The organism is Neobacillus sp. B4I6, assembly GCF_050434045.1.
Lineage (GTDB): Bacteria > Bacillota > Bacilli > Bacillales > Cytobacillaceae > Neobacillus.
This window is the reverse complement of the sequence record NZ_JBNPWB010000002.1, coordinates 5,904,157-5,923,615: the sequence shown is the minus strand read 5'-3', so window position 1 is coordinate 5,923,615 and position 19,459 is coordinate 5,904,157. Positions and strand designations below refer to the sequence as shown.

At 38.7% G+C, this 19,459-nt stretch carries 22 protein-coding genes; 2 read left to right on the top strand and 20 right to left on the bottom strand.

What is annotated here, in order from left to right:
• Positions 1 to 2 precede the first annotated feature (2 nt).
• From QF028_RS31375 to QF028_RS31305, 15 genes are all read right to left on the bottom strand, one after another.
• On the bottom strand, positions 3 to 1,691 hold the full coding sequence (locus QF028_RS31375) for a thiamine pyrophosphate-binding protein (RefSeq protein WP_429472634.1): 1,689 nt from the start codon (positions 1,689 to 1,691) through the stop codon (positions 3 to 5).
• A 25-nt stretch (positions 1,692 to 1,716) separates the two neighbouring features.
• Positions 1,717 to 2,508, bottom strand: coding sequence for an SDR family oxidoreductase (locus QF028_RS31370; protein WP_429471577.1), 792 nt, complete (start codon positions 2,506 to 2,508; stop codon positions 1,717 to 1,719).
• 17 nt (positions 2,509 to 2,525) lie between these two features.
• Positions 2,526 to 3,440, bottom strand: coding sequence for a VOC family protein (locus QF028_RS31365; RefSeq protein ID WP_429471575.1), 915 nt, complete (start codon positions 3,438 to 3,440; stop codon positions 2,526 to 2,528).
• Between the two features lie 135 nt (positions 3,441 to 3,575).
• Positions 3,576 to 4,112, bottom strand: a complete 537-nt coding sequence (locus QF028_RS31360) for a cupin domain-containing protein (protein WP_429471573.1) — start codon at positions 4,110 to 4,112, stop codon at positions 3,576 to 3,578.
• Between the two features lie 159 nt (positions 4,113 to 4,271).
• On the bottom strand, positions 4,272 to 5,549 hold the full coding sequence (locus QF028_RS31355; RefSeq protein WP_429471571.1) for an MFS transporter: 1,278 nt from the start codon (positions 5,547 to 5,549) through the stop codon (positions 4,272 to 4,274).
• Between the two features lie 284 nt (positions 5,550 to 5,833).
• On the bottom strand, positions 5,834 to 6,631 hold the full coding sequence (locus QF028_RS31350; RefSeq protein WP_429471569.1) for an IclR family transcriptional regulator: 798 nt from the start codon (positions 6,629 to 6,631) through the stop codon (positions 5,834 to 5,836).
• A gap of 80 nt (positions 6,632 to 6,711) precedes the next feature.
• The gene (locus QF028_RS31345; RefSeq protein ID WP_429471567.1) at positions 6,712 to 7,512 is read right to left on the bottom strand and encodes an alpha/beta fold hydrolase; all 801 of its coding nucleotides are present in this window, start codon (positions 7,510 to 7,512) and stop codon (positions 6,712 to 6,714) included.
• A gap of 205 nt (positions 7,513 to 7,717) precedes the next feature.
• Positions 7,718 to 7,798: a YjcZ family sporulation protein gene (locus QF028_RS31340; protein ID WP_429472632.1), complete on the bottom strand. Its 81-nt coding sequence runs from the start codon at positions 7,796 to 7,798 to the stop codon at positions 7,718 to 7,720.
• 195 nt (positions 7,799 to 7,993) lie between these two features.
• Positions 7,994 to 8,701 carry a DUF421 domain-containing protein gene (locus tag QF028_RS31335; protein WP_429471565.1) on the bottom strand — a complete coding sequence of 236 codons (708 nt, stop codon included), beginning with the start codon at positions 8,699 to 8,701 and terminating at the stop codon, positions 7,994 to 7,996.
• A 247-nt stretch (positions 8,702 to 8,948) separates the two neighbouring features.
• The gene (locus QF028_RS31330; protein ID WP_429471563.1) at positions 8,949 to 9,752 is read right to left on the bottom strand and encodes a prohibitin family protein; all 804 of its coding nucleotides are present in this window, start codon (positions 9,750 to 9,752) and stop codon (positions 8,949 to 8,951) included.
• A gap of 386 nt (positions 9,753 to 10,138) precedes the next feature.
• Positions 10,139 to 10,522 carry a YkvA family protein gene (locus tag QF028_RS31325; RefSeq protein ID WP_429471561.1) on the bottom strand — a complete coding sequence of 128 codons (384 nt, stop codon included), beginning with the start codon at positions 10,520 to 10,522 and terminating at the stop codon, positions 10,139 to 10,141.
• Between the two features lie 304 nt (positions 10,523 to 10,826).
• Positions 10,827 to 11,513: a DsbA family protein gene (locus QF028_RS31320; RefSeq protein WP_429471559.1), complete on the bottom strand. Its 687-nt coding sequence runs from the start codon at positions 11,511 to 11,513 to the stop codon at positions 10,827 to 10,829.
• Between the two features lie 48 nt (positions 11,514 to 11,561).
• Entirely contained in the window at positions 11,562 to 11,966 is a 405-nt protein-coding gene (locus QF028_RS31315) for a DoxX family protein (RefSeq protein ID WP_410884540.1), read from the bottom strand.
• 210 nt (positions 11,967 to 12,176) lie between these two features.
• Positions 12,177 to 13,037: a M56 family metallopeptidase gene (locus QF028_RS31310; RefSeq protein WP_429471557.1), complete on the bottom strand. Its 861-nt coding sequence runs from the start codon at positions 13,035 to 13,037 to the stop codon at positions 12,177 to 12,179.
• Position 13,038: 1 nt separating this feature from the next.
• On the bottom strand, positions 13,039 to 13,455 hold the full coding sequence (locus tag QF028_RS31305; RefSeq protein ID WP_214998561.1) for a BlaI/MecI/CopY family transcriptional regulator: 417 nt from the start codon (positions 13,453 to 13,455) through the stop codon (positions 13,039 to 13,041).
• A 188-nt stretch (positions 13,456 to 13,643) separates the two neighbouring features.
• Here QF028_RS31305 and QF028_RS31300 point away from each other — a divergent pair, with 188 nt between their 5' ends.
• A complete protein-coding gene (locus QF028_RS31300) occupies positions 13,644 to 14,513 on the top strand; it encodes a cation diffusion facilitator family transporter (protein ID WP_429471554.1) in 870 nt (289 codons plus the stop codon).
• A gap of 101 nt (positions 14,514 to 14,614) precedes the next feature.
• On the opposite strand, the gene QF028_RS31295 is transcribed toward QF028_RS31300, so the two are convergent.
• The 4 genes from QF028_RS31295 to QF028_RS31280 all read right to left on the bottom strand — a co-directional run bounded on the left by QF028_RS31295 (position 14,615) and on the right by QF028_RS31280 (position 17,406).
• Entirely contained in the window at positions 14,615 to 15,043 is a 429-nt protein-coding gene (locus QF028_RS31295; protein ID WP_429471552.1) for a protein-tyrosine phosphatase family protein, read from the bottom strand.
• Between the two features lie 75 nt (positions 15,044 to 15,118).
• Positions 15,119 to 15,538 carry an arsenate reductase (thioredoxin) gene (gene arsC, locus QF028_RS31290; protein ID WP_429471550.1) on the bottom strand — a complete coding sequence of 140 codons (420 nt, stop codon included), beginning with the start codon at positions 15,536 to 15,538 and terminating at the stop codon, positions 15,119 to 15,121.
• 12 nt (positions 15,539 to 15,550) lie between these two features.
• Positions 15,551 to 16,192, bottom strand: a complete 642-nt coding sequence (locus QF028_RS31285; protein WP_429471548.1) for an aquaporin — start codon at positions 16,190 to 16,192, stop codon at positions 15,551 to 15,553.
• Positions 16,193 to 16,632: 440 nt separating this feature from the next.
• The gene (locus QF028_RS31280; RefSeq protein ID WP_429471546.1) at positions 16,633 to 17,406 is read right to left on the bottom strand and encodes a phytanoyl-CoA dioxygenase family protein; all 774 of its coding nucleotides are present in this window, start codon (positions 17,404 to 17,406) and stop codon (positions 16,633 to 16,635) included.
• Between the two features lie 89 nt (positions 17,407 to 17,495).
• Between QF028_RS31280 and QF028_RS31275 the strand changes: the two genes are divergently transcribed.
• Positions 17,496 to 18,419, top strand: coding sequence for a helix-turn-helix domain-containing protein (locus QF028_RS31275; RefSeq protein WP_429471544.1), 924 nt, complete (start codon positions 17,496 to 17,498; stop codon positions 18,417 to 18,419).
• Positions 18,420 to 18,479: 60 nt separating this feature from the next.
• Here QF028_RS31275 and QF028_RS31270 read toward each other — a convergent pair whose 3' ends face one another.
• On the bottom strand, positions 18,480 to 19,376 hold the full coding sequence (locus QF028_RS31270) for a DMT family transporter (protein WP_429472630.1): 897 nt from the start codon (positions 19,374 to 19,376) through the stop codon (positions 18,480 to 18,482).
• Between the last annotated feature and the right edge of the window lie 83 nt (positions 19,377 to 19,459).

Genomic DNA, 19,459 nt, shown 5'->3' with positions numbered 1-19,459 from the left:
CCCTATAACTTTTTCGGTTTGAAAGCATCTGCTGCACCTGGAGGACCTCCAAAGGGTTTCGCCATTGGTCCAACCGCTTCCATGTCTACCACAATCATCGTTGGCTTTTTACCAGCAACGGCCTTCTCTAGTTCAGTGACAAATTCTGTGGCTGAACCGATCCGTGAGGCATCAAATCCCATCGATTGCGCTAGTAGCACAAAGTCAGGGCTCATTAAATCAACGGCAACTTGACGACCATAGGCCGCACTTTGAATATTTCGAAGCACCCCGTAACCCGCATCATCAAACAGGACCACAATCAACGGTAGTTTTTCCTGGGCAGCAGTGGCCATTTCACCGACATTGACCATAAATCCGCCATCGCCTGCCATCAGCACCACCGGACGATCCTTAAAAGCCATTTGCGCACCAATCGCTGTTGGCAGCCCTTGGCCAATCCCGCCGCCGGACGCGTGAATCGATGTCCTAGGTTGATAGATTTCAAATAAGCGGCTTCCCCACACATTCGCCTGAACGGTTACATCCCGGACTAAAATCGTGTTTTCTGGTAACACGTTTCGCATCCCATCGAGGATTTGCTCATAAGGACCCAGTGTTGCTCGTAACTGTGTCCGCAATTCTTCCCGAACGGACTGTACTTCATCAAGATAGGCAGGATCTGGAACGATTGATTTTTGCGATAATGCCTGATTTAATCCTTGTAAAATTTGTTTCGCATCGCCTACTAATCCATAGGTCGCTTCATAGTTACGATTAATCGCCTGCCAATCCGCGTCAATCGAGATATGTTCTTTTGGAACAGGGACTTTCCAATTGACTGTTTCATTCCCTCTAAAACGAACCCCAATACTGATCAACAGGTCTGAATTTTTCAGTAGGGTTTTCGTTAATTCATTCGCAGCAAAGTGACCGATACATTGTGAATGATTTTCAGGAATGCTTCCTTTTCCAGATTGGCTTGTGATCACGGCCGCCCCAATCGTTTCTGCCAACGCGGTAACCTCATTTGAGGCGCCAGAGGTAATCACTCCTCCTCCTGCCCAAATGACCGGCCGGCGAGCATGACTAATTTTGGCTAATGCCTCTTCAGGAATGGACGGAATGGTATTATTAGTTGGAGCTTTTATACTGATATCCTCAATCGGATGATTTGGGATAATGGCTGATTGAAAATCAATGGGGATTTCAAGTGTTACTGGTCCTGCCGGATAGGCAAACGCGTCTTGTATGGCTTGCCGGACGACGGCAGCTGCCTGCTCTGGTCTTCTTAAGCGAACTGCTTTTTTACAAGACCCTTCCATCATCGACAACTGGTCTTTACATTCATGGATATATCCTCTGCCCGTTCCTAAGTAAGGGGAAGCCACCTCACCGGTAAGATGAAGAACAGGTACACCTGCGGCCCAAGCTTCAATTAACGAACCTGCCGCATTACCGGCACCTGTTCCCGTACTCGTAATCACGACTCCCAATTTACCCGTTGCTCTGGCATAGCCATCTGCCATATTTGCCGCGCCGCTCTCACCGCGGGAACAGACTAAATGAATGCTTCCTTCCCGGAGAATCGCATCATAGATCGGCATATTGTGGATACTGACAATTCCAAACGCTGTTTCCACTCCAGCACGGACAAGTTCTTTTACAACTGCATCTGCTGTGGTATATTCCATCTGATTTTGTTCGCTCATCATTCATTCCTGCCTTTATCAGTAATTAAAGCGCTTTCCCGAGCGCTCCAGCTGTTTCAATGGTTGAACCGGCTACATAACTTGCTTTGCTTGATGCTAAAAATAAAATCACACTGGCCACTTCTTCTGCTTCGCCAACTCTCCCTAAAGGGATATTTCGCTTTTTGGCTAAATCAGAATAATAGTCTTCTGCGTTCATATCAGGGGCATTTTTCAATCTTCTTCGCTCCCATTGATCGGTACGAATCAACCCTAAACTCACTGAGTTGACTAAAATATTATCTGATGCAAGCTCTTGTGATAGAGTCTTACTTAAATTCAATAATCCGGCTCTTGTTGCCGCTGTTGCAATCATATGTCTTTCCGGCTCTTTCGCTAATGTAGCATTGATATTGATGATGCGGCCGCCGCCATTCTTAACCAAATAAGGATGAACCGCCTTCACCGCATAAATAATCGCAAAGTATTTCAATTGGATTTGCTGCTCCCATTGTTCATCCGTCACATCAAAAAAGTAACCCATGACACTTTGTCCAGCAGCATTCACAAGGATATCAATCCCGCCAAAGTGTGTGGCTGTCCCGTTGATAAACGCGTTAACATCATCCTTATTAGTCACGTCACAGGTTGCTGCAAAAATCGAATCGGCTGGTCTAAATTTCAGCAGGTGATCATAGGCTTTTTCTTTCCGCTCGCTATTTCTGCCGCAAACCGCGACGCGGGCACCTTCCTGAAGAAACATTTCTGCCGTCTTTAAGCCAACTCCAGAGGTTCCTCCCATGATGACCGCTACTTTACCCTTTAATCCTAAATCCATCCTGACACCCCTTTTCGTCAAACCAATGCTTTAACATCTACCCAGCCTGGGTCTGGCCCGCCGCCCATTGCTGCCCGTGTTTCCGGTTTTGGAGGTCCGGCGATTCCCCATTGGTCCATTAAATGAGGCACTCGCTTCCAAACACGCGCTCTCCATTCTGACTCATCTTCAATCGTTTCCAAATAACAGGTATACTCCATCACAAACTTCCCTGGATCTTGGAAGTAGCAAAAAACATTGTTTCCAGGACCGTGGCGCCCTGGGCCCCAAATCTCTTGATAGCCTGCTTTTCTGACATTACTGATTCCTCGCATCACTTCATCCACCGTATCCACTTCGTAGGCAATATGATTAACGGAGGCGTGAGCATCCTGATTGAAGGCAATCGAGTGGTGTTTCCTGTTACAGCGTAAGAAGGACATTTGGTGCTCGCTCCAGTCGGTCACCTTAAACCCTAGGACATTCGTATAAAAATCAGTAATCATATCAAGGTCTTTCGTATTCATGACGACATGGTTCAGTTTGACTGGATCGACATTTTTCTTGTTCCAAATCGAGGTATGAATTTCCACCCAGGCGGATAATTCGATACAGCGATTTTCTGGATCGACAAAACGCAAGCCATAGCCTTTTCCTTCCTCATCCAAATAACCAGGCGGGGAAACAATCTTCACACCTTTTGAAGCAAGGATTTCTGCCGCTCTGTCGACTGCGTTTTTATCTACCATTCCGAATGCAATATGGTGTAACCCTCTTTTTTCTCCTGCATGCAGGCTTAATATATGGTTTTCAGGGCCGGCCCCGCGAAAGTAAACAGACTGTTCATCTTGAGAAACCTTATCCAAGCCCCATATTTTCTCATAAAATTCAGCTTGTTCCTTGAGAACGGGGGTAATTAAGCTTATATGTCTTAAATGTGTGATTCCTAACATCCTGCCACCTCCATTTTTCGTTTAAAGTTAACAAGGATGATCCCGCATGAAAATAAGAGGACCATCCCTGTCAACGAACAAATTTCTTAAGTTTCAGGGAGTATGTTTGCTGAGAAACATCTGCCTATTGAAAAATTATTTTCCGTTAATAATTGCTTCTCTCTCTTTAGCCCGCTTAAGACGAAGTTCCTCTAATGCGCTTCCTTTTGGATAGGTCGGTAAATTCGGCTTAACAGCACCTAGCATAACGAGCATTAATGCCTCTTCATCGCTATCATTGCGCAGTCCGCGATAGACTCCAGGAGGAGAACTGATACAATCCCTTTCATTTAAGACGATTTCATGGACTTCACTCTCACCCTCTTCTTGGATAAGTGCAGTCACACTGCCTTTTAAGATAAAGAAAACTTCTTCCACATCATCATGTAAATGAAGTGGTCCTTTACACCCTGCTGGTAAAACCATGGTGCTTAATGTGAAGTGTTCTGCAGCAATCACATTTGCATCATTATTAGCCGTGGCACCGCGGCCGATATATCTCATCTGTGCTCTGCGATAAGCTGGGTCCACTTCTTCCTGAAACTTCAACACGTTAAAATCTAGTGAGCGATCCTTTAACCTCGCCACATATTTATTCTCAAACGCTTCTACTGAAAATTTTTCCTCAGACATTTACAACACTCCTTCTCGAATATGTTTTATATACAAAACATTGTTTTCTTTATAAACTAATATTAATTCCCAATACTATAATTGTCAATTATAAATATTGAGAATTTTTAATATTTAAAACTACGTTTTATATACGTAACATTTAAATAAATTAACATTTTATAAAATCACCCGTTGAGGAGGTAGATTCTCAATCTTTAGCTCTGCTGCTTCCCTTTTCAATGTAAATAGATACGCAATGAACCCAAGCGTAGCTGCGATAATCAGCATCACAATGGAAGGTCCAAAGTCCCCACCGGCAATATCAACCATCCAGCCCATAATATAACTTGAAAACCCGCCAAGAATGTTAGTAAATCCCATCAATCCCGCAGCACGTCCAGCTGTTTCAGGCGTCGAGAATTTAACCATGAATAAATTACTTAAATGGAATACGCCGCCTTGTGTTCCCATTGCTAAGCCCATGCATACCCCGGCCATAACTGGCTGCGGAGAAAGAATGGCCGCAGTTAAAAATGATGCCGTCAATAGAAATAGAATCGTCGCAAGTAAACCAGGACGCTTGGTTTTATCCGCTAGAAATCCGCAAATTAATACGAATCCTAAAGCAAAAAGCCAAGATAAAGAGGTGATTCCAGTCATAGCCTCCCTTGTGAAACCTTTCGCTCCGACTAAATAAGTAGGCAGCCAAATACTAATACCGAAAAATAAAAATGACGACACTAACATGCCGAACCAGACAATCCAATAACGATAGTCTTGAACAAAGCTTTGTTTTTTCGTTGATACTTTGGAATCTGACTGTCGAATATACGCTAATTCCCTTTGATCTAGTCGTGGATGTTCTTCAGGTGTATCGCGAGTAAGGAAGATAAACATAGGAAGAACGATTAAAATATTAAAGGCTGCTAAAGCGAAAAAGGCGGCTTGCCAATGGAAGGTGGCAATAACAAGCGTTAAGATAATCGCTCCACTAGCAGGTCCTAAATAGTTTCCTGCAAGCCATGAGGATTGTGCCCGCCCAAGTTCACGCTGATTAAACCAGTTAGAGATAAATTTTCCGCAAATCGGAATCATCATCCCCTCACCAATACCAAGAATGACACGGCTCAAGATAAACATCTCGTAGGAAGTAGATAACCCGCCAATAATCATGGTAATAGCCCATACAGTCAGACCGATGATACCTGTCTTCCTTGCTCCAAGCTTGTCAATGATAAATCCCCAAAAGATATTGGATAAGGCATAAGCTATGGTAAAGATAAATGTGATCATCCCAATTTTTGCATTCTTATCTGCACCTGTTAATCCCAGATCATTTAAGAAACCTTGATCCGTTTGGATAATTGAAATACCTAATTTATCAATTTGTCCAAAAAACCAAAAAAAGAAAATAGGCATAGCAATATAAATCCAACGTTTATTAGTTCTCAGCATTAAAGGGCCCCCTTTTGATTTCAATCGAGTGAATGCGCTTCCAGAAAATTTTATTATTAATTATATAATACTTCAAACGCCCAAACGGACTCTTATCACTCCTTTTTTTATTTTTCGCAGCAAGGAAAATGTTTTATATACAAAACATAGTTTACCACTAAGTTTATTTTAAAGTTTTGAGAATATTGTGTCAACAAAAATCATCTATTTTGTTTCACAAAATAAAACACGTTTTATATATAAAACACAACAACAAAAAAAAGCTTGCGGATTTCGCAAGCATTCTAATCCATTTTTGAGTGGTAGCCCATAAAGCCGGATAATATTTCGGAAGCTTCCAGCACTTTAGGTAAGGCTATTTTTTCAATAAATTCTTGATTGAAGGTAGCTTCTGTTGCGACCACATTGATCGCTGCCCTGACTTGACCCGTGCGCTCAAAGATAGGAGCAGCAACCGATTGAATTCCATGATGGAATTCACCCTTTGTTATCGCATAGCCCTTTTGCCGAATCATAGCTAATTCTTGTTGAAAATCCATGTAATCTGTTTGCGTTCTTTCCGTATATGGTTTTAAATTGGAGCCAAATAAGATTTGGTTTAATTTGTCTTGGGGTTGATAAGCCAGCTGTACTTTTCCATTGGCGATCGCATGGGCGGGCAGTCTCAACCCAATATTCACATTAACTGCCGAGACTCCTCGGACTGGTGCACTGCCAACATAGACAACTTCCTGACCATCCAATATCGATAAATGACAAGATGCCCCAGTTTCATCCCTTAATTTTTCTAAATATGGCTGTGCAATTTCAGGGAGTTTTAAGGTACTTAAATAGGCAAAGCCTAATTCCAACACCTTTGGGGTTAAACTGTAGCGCTTCGTATGTTCATCTTGATAGAGATATCCAAGTGTTTGGAGTGTATACAATAACCGGAACGGAACCGTTCGACTTACATCCAGTTCTTTCGCGATTTCAACCAAGGATAATGTGGGGCGCTCTTCACTAAATAGCTTTAAAATTTCCAATCCTCGCACTAAGGCATTGGCATTATAGCGTTCCTTCTCATCTTTTGCCATCAGCATTTCACCATCTCATTGTTATTAATTTTCTTATACTACAATCATATCAAAGTTCATGCAAAGAAGGGTAATCTCGTCTTGATTTATACTTTCACCAAGGAGGTCAGAAAGTCTAGAACGATTGCATTAAAGTTATTGGGATCTTCTTGATAACACAAATGACCAGTCCCAGGGATGGTAACAAATGTTGAATCCTTTATTGTCTCATGAAAAATCTGCGATTCACTAACCGGTGTTACTCTATCCATTTCTCCGCAAATAACAAGGGTAGGTGTAGTGATCGAAGATAAGATATCCATTTGATTTAAAGAAAAAAGTGAATAGGCGACAGAGAGGAATCCCATCGGTCTGATTTGCGAATAGATTCTTTCTGCCTCTTTCTTTATTTCCGGATCTGGCTGCGGTGAAAGGAGCTCCTTTACACGAAGCTTCGCCAGTTCTGCCGGCTCTACTGTTTCAATGGTATGTAGACGATTTTTTAATTTCCGTTCATTCTCTTCTTTACTTAGTGCCGCTGCCCCTCTTGTTGCATCTGAAATAATTAACGCGTCAACCATTTCGGGAAAGCGGTAACTAAAATCGAGTGCAATCGCCGACCCCATTGAATGTCCTAGCAGCGTGACAGATTCATAGTTTAATTTTTCGATCAATCCTTTTAAAACGTCAGCAAATTCCTTAAATTCCCTAAATTCCACTTTTGGATCAGAACTTTTTCCATACCCAGGTGCATCCCATGCAATCACCGTGAATTGATTGGATAAGCCCGTTAATTGTTTTTTCCATGATTGAGAGTTGTTCCCCATTCCATGTAAGATAATTAATGGGGCACCCTCTCCTTCGATTTCATAATGGATCTGTAAATCTTCCACTTGTAAAAAAGGCATATTCTCCCTCCTATTTGTTTTATAAGTAAAACGTTGTTTTATATTTTCTATAATAAAACAACTGTAGGATAAGTCAACCGAATTTTCAGAAGTTCCTGAAATCTTTATAAAGGCTTCAAAATCCCATGGACTTTATTAATGAAGTATAGTTTCAACCAAAAAAGCCCTTGTAGGGCTTTTTTAAGTTAAGACTAATCGTTTTTTCTTAGAAACAGATGGAGGCTCCAACGATGATCAACAAGATAAACAATACAACGATTAAAGCAAAACCGCCCCCGTAGCCGATACCACCGTAGCCATAGCCACCACAACCACCAAATCCACCATATCCAAACATTTTATACCCCTCCTTGGACTTATTCCCTACAATTTATGTTAAGAAATAAGAATCGGAAGGGCTCTTTCCCTAGGATTTTTATAAGGACAAACAAATTTCTATTTCATATAGAATATGTAGGCTCCCCAGCCAACTATACTTAATTTAATTATCTCTCCCTGGTTTGTAGTAATATGGATCGCCTTTATGTTCCTTCATTTCATTATTGTCTATAAATAACTTTCCATCTTCTAAAAAAGTTGCTAATAGAATATTCTCTATTTTTTCACCCGATTTTTCGAGCTGGTCCATTAGCCAACTACGGTCTAATTCCAGATATTTTAAATTATGGTAAATGATTTGACCGTCCATGATTAGTGGGATAGGAAGATATTCTCTCTTTACCTGTAACTTTAAATCATTAGGTTGAACTGGTCGGTATTCCGACTTGGGGATAACACTAATACTTCCTGTTTCCTCCATCACTGCAATGGCAATGTTTTGAGTATCCGTGTACCCTTGTACTCTTAAAGATGACAATAATTCAATTATTGTCATACGCACCTTTTTCAGCCCTTTTCGATCGATATCCCCGTTATGAATTAATACCGTTGGACTTTCATAAAGAATCCATCTTAATTTATTATGTAAGGATAAACGTATAAAGATTTTATATAGAATGACTGTGATTCCGGCATAGGTAATAGCCATTCCCATATTTTTAACCTCTATAGGGGTACTGATGATATTGGTTAGGACAAGAATATACAATAAATCGAAACTGTGCATTTGAGCTACAGCTTTTTTTCCAGTCAACCTTAAAAACAAATATCCTACCACAAAAACCAAAAATGCATGGTAAATTTTTTCCAAATTTGCATCTCTCCTTATAAATCCTAACAAGCGCCATAACGGAACTAAAGTTATCTATAGTATTAGAAGTTTCATTCCTGTCTAAACCACCGAAAGATGGTTGCATTACATTATGCGATCTCCGATTTCGTCTCGAACACTTTGGAAACAGCAATTCACCATAGAAAAAGAGAGGCCCATTGCCTCTCCTTTATCACCGTATATTGTTGAGTATCATCAGCATGGTTTGCGAGAGACATATCCCAGCTTATTTTTTCGAAAGTCCCTCCACATCAACAAATGGAGTGGCTCCGCCTGTTACACTTGGCAAGCGGCCATCCCATTTTTCCAAAGCTTTTTCTTGGACTTCAATTTGCTTTAATTGGATTAATTCCGCTGTTACCTCTTGTTTTTTCAAACGTAAGGCTTCAGCTTCTGCACCTGCTTGAGCAATTTTCTGCTCGGCTTCGATTTTGATTCTTTCGAGATCTTTTTTTGCACGTAACGCATTTTGTTCCGCGGTTTGTTTCGATTCAATTGCTTTATTGAATTCTTCACTAAAAGCAAATTCTTTGATATTGATATCTTCAAGAATCATATAATATTTTGTTAATTTACTTGCGAGCATCTCTTTCACTTTTGCCGATACTTCCGGTCGTTTGGAAATTAATTCTTCCGCTGTGTACTGGGCGGTGATTGCCTTTAGTGATTCGGCAATCGCTGGGTCAACGATTCGGGTACGATAATCCAAGCCGATTTCTTGATAGAGCTTGTTTACCGCTTCTGGATCAGCAGAATAGTTTACGGCCACCATGGCCGTGACCATTTGCAGGTCCTTTGAGGCAGCTGTTTGCGAGCTTTCTTCTTTTTGGACCCGGACTTCAATGGGTTGAACGGTTTGAATAAACGGAATCTTAAAATGAAATCCTTCCGTTAAAATCGTCGGTTTAACGGCCCCTAATTGTAACAGAACTCCTCTATATCCAGAATCAACGGATGTACTAGAAAAAAAGCCAACCACGATAATAACAAGCGCAATGATTCCGCTTACTATAGATTTCGTATAGTACATTTTGATCCCCCCTTTAAGATAACCTTATGAAAATAGTTCCAGATTTATACAGGGAACAAACAGGAATCAGATTGATTATAATTCAATTTAAAAAGCTCTTTCAATGAACCATAATAGTCCAAATGCTAATATAGCTACTGAGGTGCCAGGGATAACCCATTTAATTGGTTTTAGGGTTAATTTTTTAATCCACAAAATGATTGGAAATGCAAGGAAACGATTAATAGAACTTGATGTTAAGGCACAAGCTAAAGGCAAAACACCGAGATGAATATTTAGTAAATTTAGTGTAAATTTCGAATTATATAAAGAGACAATGCTTTTTAGATTGTATTCCCAATAAAATAAGAGCTGCTGTATGCAACTCTCTTAGTTTTGGGAAACCCTTAAGCGAACATGCTATAAATTTTAAAAATTATCCATCCTAAAACTAATCCCCAAATCAATATGATTATTGTTCCTGCAATCCAGTTCTTAGGTTTACCGTTTCTCATTAATTCCTCTGCCTGAGCTTCACAGTCAATGATGACGTTCCTGGGTATCATCTTTAAAGCCAGCATGATTCCTAATGGGACAATAATTACATCGTCTAAATAGCCAAGAATCGGTATAAAGTCAGGTATCAAGTCGATTGGGCTAAATGCATAGGCAACAACACATGCTGTAAATACTTTTACATGCAAAGATACTCTATTGTCTTTACTTGCAAAATAAAGTGTAATTATTTGTTTCTTTAATTTCCTCGCCCAGGTCTTAATGTTTTTTATCATTTTTTTCTCCGATTTAAACAAATTAGTTTTAATTGTTTTATATCAATTCTTTTATAACATTTCTTTTATTTCCTTTCGGTAGGTTTTTCGATTTCTTCCACAGCAGTTCATAAAATGTAACGTAACCCATGGTTCCAATTTTCATTCCCATCATGACAGTGTTCCATTTTATTGAATCCTAAATACTTCAGGAAGTAAATCAAATGCAAATATATTTCAAATAGGAAAGCAGGTAAAACATAGCGTTTACCTGCTTATTTTATAAATAATTATGAATTTATAAGACGTTTTTTTATTCTAGAAATTACTCTTCCTTTGCTGCTTCGTTTACTCGCTTCTTGAAATCGTCATAAGTGTTCCCTTCAAATTTCACACCATTAATAAAAATCGAAGGGGTACTTGTAATACTTAACTTATTAGCAGCACTCATATCTTTTTCCCATGCCTCTTTTGATTGGTCATTTTTAAAGGAATTAACCACTCTTTTCACCTCTGCTTCAGAGACAATTTCGCTTAAAGTGTCCTTAAGAAAAGACTCTGAATATATATCCATTTGCTCTGCTTCAGTATCATCAGGCTGTTTTTCATATAATAGTTCATGGAACTTCCAAAACTTTCCATTCCCCAGTTCCTTAAAGACGGTTTCCGCAAATTTTGCAGAACGAGTAGAATCAATATTGATAAACGAATAATTCAAAAAATAAAACGATGCTTTTCCTGTATCGATAAAATCCTTTTCGATACTCGGAAAAAGTGTATCATTAAAATTTTTACAATAAGGACATTTATAATCGCCAAATTCAACTATTTTTACTGGAGCAGTCTTTTCCCCTAAAACTGGTTGTCCCTCATAGTCCATTGCTTCTTTTTTAGCCGTATTTGATAAAAAAATTAAACCGACTAAACAAACAGCTATTAAACCAATCATCCAAAATATAAATTTAGATGATTGATTATTCGATTGTTTGGTTTTCTTTTTTCCTGAAGACATCTATTCACCCTCTATTTAAACTTTTAATCTCTCTATGAATTTACATCTTTATTGTGGATTTTTAGAGAACAATTTTGAATCAAGAGAAAGTGCAGAATTTGAATTTAGGAATATATATACTGCCATGACCGCAAAGGCAAGATCCAATTCAAACCCAGCACCTTGTCCATTTCCCATGAAACCTGCTGCCAATTTTACTTTCCAAATGGCTCCAATCATGATAAATACAAAGAGAGCTGCGATATATCGTGTTCCAAATCCAATTGTTAACAACAGACCCCCTACTAATTCAATAATGGCGACTATGTACCCCACAAAACCTGGAATTCCTAAACTATCAAACCAACCTATAGTATTTTCAATCCCATTTTGAAACTTTGAAACACCATGAATAAAGAATGATAGCCCTAAAAATAACCTTAGAATTAGTGTCCCGACTTCTGATTTTTTCAATTTACTTTCTCCTTTCAAAATCCTTTAATATTGCACTACAAATCGTAGTGCAAGAGGGTAACATATTCTCCCTTTTACACATAATAACCTAATTTACACTACTTATTGTAGTGTAAGGTGTTACAAACGGTCAAGCGATAATATATCTCTACCAATTAATCTATTAACCATTCAATTAAATAAAGGATTGGACTTTACCTCCAATCCTTGTTAGGCAATAACTAATAGGAATAATATTAAAATAAACACATTTAAAGAGATTACGATTGATCGTGTCTGAACTTTAACAGGTATGGATTGCTGCGGATTAATCAATTGTTGAAGCCTGTAATCGACTGTACTATCCGCAAAATGCACAATAGCTGGCGTAAGATTTGAATTAACTTTTAGTTGCTTCTTCTTAATTAGCTTTAATAAAGCACTTCCTAATCCAAGTTCTGAACCCATCCGATTAATAGCATATTCATCTGCAACTAGTTCAATCATAATCCGATAATTCTGATAGGACCATCTCGTAAGAGGGATATACCATATAGATTCTGAAATGATTTGTAAAATAAAAACCTTAACTCCATCATAATACCTTTGGTGGGAAGTCTCGTGATAGATGACTGCTTCTAATTCCTTTGCATCTAACATTTCAGTTAAAGTAGTAGAAAGGACAATTACTGGTTTCGAAAACCCAAATGTAAATGCCAACGGATCTTTATGATTGATAACAACAATATCATCATTTTTTCTATTAAAGATTTGATTCAAATAACTGGATTTGTCTTTATTAATAAGTCGTTGAATTTTATTTTCAAATGAACTTAAAAGCAGGATCTGCTGAACGATCTTTTTACCAATGATGAAAGCCGTATAAAAAATATAAGCATTCACGATGAATAAGCTGGCATAATAGGCAAAAGTGCCTTTTTCAAATAGGCTAACGCAAAAATTAAAGAAATTAAAAAGCTCTAATGGGCCAAATAAGATATTAACTAGATACATAGTCATTTGAACAAACAAAATGATCGCAAAGAAAAGAGCTAATCCTAAAACGGCAGTTGATTTATGTTTCCAGATCATGTTACTTTCTGCCCTTTTTTAATTGTTCAATTTTTTGTTCCAGTTTCTGAAGCAAGTTATCATCAACTTCATTTAAAGAATCCAGCATATGATTAACAACTAATCCCCCAAATTCGTCCAAAAGGTTATCTGTTAGTTTTTTTGATTGGTCACTAATAAAATCCTCTTTGGTCTTTACAGGTTTAAAGAGAGATGTTCTTCCTTCCAATCTTTTCGTTAGGATGTTTTTATCGACAAGACGGTTCATAACGGTCATAACTGTATTAAAGTTTATCGGTTTTTCATTTTCTATTTTTTGTTGAACATCCTTTATACTCTTTTCATTGCCGTCCCAAAGAATGTCCATTATTTTAGATTCAAGCGGTCCGAAAAAACGATTAAGTCCTTCTTGGTCAAAACGAAAATTATTGATTGTCATTTAACATCCTCCCATCCATTACATATTGTAGTGTAATATTTTATATTTTTCAATGCTCAGTATAGTTTCCTCAGCGAAACTTTTTTTCACTGCGATTACTTAGTTTGAAAGGTGACAAAAGGTTTCTCTAGACCCACTAGATATTTTTATTCCATAATATAAATGGAGAAATGGTGGGGGATAGAAACATGAACGAACAGGGATATTTGGATCTTAGAAGAGGAGAGCGAGGAGCGATAATAAGTATTATTGCTTACATAATCTTATCTTCATTAAAACTATCAGTAGGTTTTATAGCTAACTCTGAAGCCTTAAAAGCAGACGGTTTAAATAATTTCACAGATATTATTGCATCAATAGCTGTACTTATTGGTCTTAAATTATCACAACGACCGGCTGATGATGACCATCCTTATGGGCACTGGAAAGCTGAAACAGTTGCCTCAATGGTGGCTTCCTTTATTATGATTGCTGTTGGAATACAAGTAACATACGAAGCGATTTCGAGTATATTTTATGGAAGAAATGAAACTCCAGATTTGGTTTCTGCATGGACAGGTCTGTTTTGTGCTTTGGTTATGTATTTTGTTTATCGATATAATAAAAAATTAGCTAGTGAGATAAATAGCCAATCTGTTATGGCAGCAGCAAAGGATAACCTTTCAGATGCATGGGTAAGTGTCGGTACATTTATTGGTATTGTTGGTGCCCAGTTCAATCTTCCTTGGCTCGATCTTATTACTGCTATAATTGTTGGATTACTCATCTGTAAGACAGGTTGGGAGATTTTTAGAGATGCTTCCCATCATTTGACCGATGGATTTGACGAAAAACAAATAGAAACATATAAAGAAACAATCATTGATTGTTATGGTGTAAAAGGGGTTAAAGACATCAAAGCTCGGAATTACGGGAATAACGTAGTTGTGGACATTGTGATTCTGGTCAATTCCGATTTAGATATTCGCAGAGCCCATGATATTGCAACCAAGGTTGAAAATGAATTAATAAAAGAACATAATGTCTATGATGTTCATGTCCACGTTGAACCTAATTAAATTAAATGCAGAAAAGTAATAATGAGTTTGGAGCCTTTCTCCAAACTCATTATTGAAATAAAATCTATCAGTCTTATCCCATGAATGTTGGTGTTTTATTACTAAGAATTAGGAAAGATGCGTTGCAATGCTTCTTTCATCTGAGGTTTTACGTTAATTTTTGGACGAGCTGCCTTAGCAATTTTTTCTGCCTCATCAATTGTCTTCGCTTTACCTAATGACAATAAGGTTCCAACTGCAACTGTTCCCGCACGGGTGCTTCCACCACCACAATGGAAATAAACTTTTTTGCCTTCGTTATAGGCACTTACAACATGCTCAATTGACTTTTTGATTGATTCATCTTGATGCTCTGCATCATCAACGATCGGACTATGGATACGATCGTACCCTGACTTGTTCTCATTCGACTCCGCCCGCAAATCGTAAATAACATCGGCTTTTTCATTTTCCATCATGTCCTTCACATCATCTGCTCCGCCGAAATAAATATGATTTTTAATTAATTCGTTATAGTTTTTTGCAGCCATGGTTTTACTCCACCTTTAATGTTTATTTAGTAGCATTGATAAAAGTTTTTAATTGTTACTCTTGGCTTTTAATTCTTACTCACCAGTTTCACCAAAACGCTTAATACGATCTCCGATTTCATCACGGACACGTTGGAAGAAAGCCCATTTTTCTTCTTCTGTACCTTGTGCTTTAGCTGGGTCATCAAATCCCCAATGAACTCGCTTTACTTTTGGTGGAGTAACAGGGCATTTGTCAGCCGCATCACCACATAATGTAACAACCAAATTGGCATTGTTTAAATATTCTGGGTCGATAATATCAGAGTTATGATTTGAAATATCAATTCCTGCTTCTTTCATTGCTTTTACAGCATTGGGGTTAAGTCCATGTGCTTCGATCCCAGCACTGCGTACTTCCCACTCGTCACCTAAATGTTTTTTAGCCCAACCTTCTGCCATTTGGCTTCGGCAAGAGTTACCTGTACATAAGAAGTAAAGTTTCTTTTTAGACATGATGCATTCTCCTTAATTTTCGTGAAGTAGTTTATAAATCATTGCCGCACAAACTGCTCCTAAAATAGTAGCGACAATATACACCCATAGATGTTGTGTTGTACCTGATACGATGGCTGGACCAATAGATCTTGCTGGATTCATTGAAGCACCACTAATTGGACCTGCGAACATAGCTTCCAATCCTACCGTTGCACCAATGGCGATTCCTGCGAAGGATTTTACCGCTTTACCATGGACCGCAGAACCGAATATAACCATCATCAAGAAAAAAGTAAGGATAAATTCCAAAATAAACGATTGTGACCATGATCCTCTTGGTAAGGTGGTACCGAGCGTTGCAACGTTTCCAAATAAACAACACAACGTTGCACTTGCTGCAATCCCTGCAATGATTTGAATAATAATATAATAAAGTGCTTCTCTCTTCTTTATTTCTCCATGAATTAAAAAACCAATGGTAACAGCTGGATTAAAGTGTGCACCAGATAGGTGACCAAACGTGAAAATTAATGCCATTACAACTAGCCCAAATGTAAGGGCTACGCCTACATGAGTTAAACTTTTAGTAATCGAATCTATTACAACTGCACCCGTTCCAGCAAAAACAAGAAAATAAGTTCCTAAAAATTCGCTGATTAACTTTTTTTTCATTTTGTTTTAATCCCCTTGTTGATCAATTGCTTAACAACCACAACGAAGCGTAGGATTGAGTTTTCGAAGATGCTGACTAATAGACGGCTGACTCATATCAAACACTTCAAGTGCTTATATACTAGAGCAATATATAATTGAATTCAAGGACACAATTGTAAAGTTCGTGTAAAAAAAAGATTAATAACCGTAGCTATCAATCTTTTATTTAGAGATTATTATTATTTTTCCATTGCCATAACATCAATAAATTCACTTTCTAGAATCCTCTGGTTTTTTTTAAAATAAGGCTTTGTTATACTTAGCTGTTGATTTCTGCTCCATGCGCTTCGCTTTCCGCGGGCGGTCCGAGGAGCCCTTCTACGTTACCCGCTTCTCTGCTCCTGACTCTTTTCGGTCACGTAGACCTACCCTATTTGTAACTGTTTCCTCTCAATTCACTATTTTAAGGCAAAATTAGCATGATAATCACGGAATGTTGGATTTTCTCCACATACCATCAAGCCTTGTCCCCAGTTTACATGTACATCGGCGGACGGTTTATCGGCAGGATCACGATACTGGAATAATACGTTTCTGCGCGGACGGTTACTGCGATTACTATCCGAACCGTGTACCGTTAGATAATTAAAAAACAGGACATCCCCTGCTTCAGCAGGGCAGGGAGTCCCTATGGACATCGGATATTCCTTATGATTTAAGTAGTGACTGCCTACATGAGAAAGTGGTCCTCCTTGATGAGATTTTGGGATCACCCTTAGGCATCCGTTTTCCAAGTCTGCATCATCAAGGTGAACACTAGCTGCCAGCATGGTATGACTTTCATGTGGGAAATACGGATGATCCTGATGCATTGGAAAAGCTGCTCCCTTTTCAGGCGGCTTCACCAGCATTTTGGAGTGATGTAATTGCACATTCGGTCCGATCAGCTTTTGCAAAATAGACACCATATTAGGATGAATAACCGCTCTTGAGAAAGATGCATCATGATAATGAACGTCATGAAACCCTTTCAAAACAAGTTTTTTTAACTCATTCAGGGGAATGTAATCCCCTTGCCAGGCATGATTTCGATCATGTTTAGTATTTGCAGCACGTTGAATAATGCGTTCAACCGCCGTTTTCATTTGCTCTACTTCCTCTTTAGAAAAAACCCCTTTAACAAGCAAGTATCCATTTTCTTTGTAAAAATCAGCATCCTTTGAAGTAATCATGATAATTTCCTCCTTTAAGATTAATAGTATAATTGTTATAATTTTAAGAAAATAATGGATTCCAGTCTTTATCAAAAGAGGCTGTTTTTTTGTCTTTTGAAGACATCGGAGGGATATTTTTGGTCGTCCAATCATGTAAACTCAGTGAAGGAATGTTGAATCAATATGCAATGCGGCCGATTGGAGAAGAAATTTCCTTTAAGGTGCATTATTGGGGAGTGAACCCGGAGCATTTTAACAATCCGGTCCATAGGCATTCATTTTTTGAAGTTTGTTATGTACTAAATGGAGAAGGACAGTATAAAGACCTGGATGTACAATATCCGTTAAAGAAAGGTACAGTATTTTTATCCCGTCCGAACATTCATCACCAAATTTTAAGCGAAACCGGACTTTTTCTTGTATTTGTTGCTTTCGAGATTTTACATGAACAATCAAAGGTTGATTGCATTAGGAAGTTTAATCTACTGGCGAAAACAAATAGAATTTGTATCAGTGCTGCTGATGATTCCTCAACGGCCTTACTATGGAGGGCATTGGTAGATTATACGTCAAACGGCGGTGCCAACGATTTTAACTTCATTACTAATATGGCACACACGCTCATCCTGTCCTTTAGCACTATGTTTTCCGAAACAAATCAGAGAAGTCGAAATCAAGAAAAAATGTTTTCGAATCGTTCTCCCACCCATTTATATCAAGCAAAGCTGTTTATTCGTGATAATTTATCAGAACCATTGAAGCTAGAACATGTCGCCAACTATCTTCACATTTCTAGTCGTCATTTATCAAGGCTCTTCTCCACTGAACTGTGTGAAAGTTTCTCCAATTATATTCGCAAGGAAAGAGTAAGAGAGGCAGCTCGTCTTCTTGAAATGACAAGCATTCCTATTAAAGAGATAGCTGATGTCACCGGCTTTGGATCAGTGCATTCCTTTACACGTGTATTCACTACAATGATGAACGTTTCACCCGCTAAATATCGCAATGATTATGTGAGTAAGACAATATAGTCAAAATAAGCCCATTAAATAAGTGGGCTTATTAAGGAATATTTAATTGAGTCGATGATTTTATTTATTACTCATCCTTTTGTATTTAGGCTTATACCGGAAATTCACAAAATGAATGCTTGTGGCAACTAATAGCATCCCGACAATCAGGGTATAGGTCACCGTTTCTCCCAAGAAAAGCACGCCGAGGAGAACAGCCACAATAGGAATGAGAAACGTATAGGAACCAACTTTACTTGCCTCACCCGCATTAACAAGCTTGTAGTAAAGGATGTAGGCATAGGGGATGCCAATGGTCGCACCAAAGCAGAGCCCTACTATGTAATATCGATTCCATTCGATTGCAGACCAACTTTCAAACACTGTTCCGGTACTTAGTAGGAAAATGCCTCCAATCACAGATTGAATCGCCACCATCCAAAATGCATCCACTTCTTTGCTTACTTTCTTTACGTAGATAACACCTGACGCCCAACTTACCGCTGTTAGTAACCCGAGTATCACTCCAATTGGTGAGATATGAACGGTCAATCCATCGACACTAACAACTGCGATCCCAACAAATCCAAGCAACAACCCCATGATTTGGATTGGCGATAAATATTCTCCAAGGAACAGCCAAGCGAAAAGGCCAAGTAAAATCGGCTGGAAATAGACAAGTACGGAAAACAATCCACCCGGTAAATAGAGCAATCCTAATGTCTGAAGCCCGAAAAAAAGGATGGAGTTAAAGAAAGCCGCAATAAAGTACTTCTGCCAGTTATTTCGCCAATTGATCGCCTTCCGCGTCTTCCAAATAATTAGTGTCAACAAGATTCCACCTAACAGTGTACGCAGTCCTGCATAAAGCAATGGCGGTGAATAGGGTACTGCTAATTTATTGATTGGCCAGCTTGCGCCCCAGATCAAAATGAGCACGAAAAGCGCAGCCTTCGATTTTGTAGATATATTTTCCATCCCCTTTTTAACGACAAACAAGCAGGTCGAACTCGTCACTGTAAAGTTCAAAGAGACGACACACTGATGCATCACCTCACGAT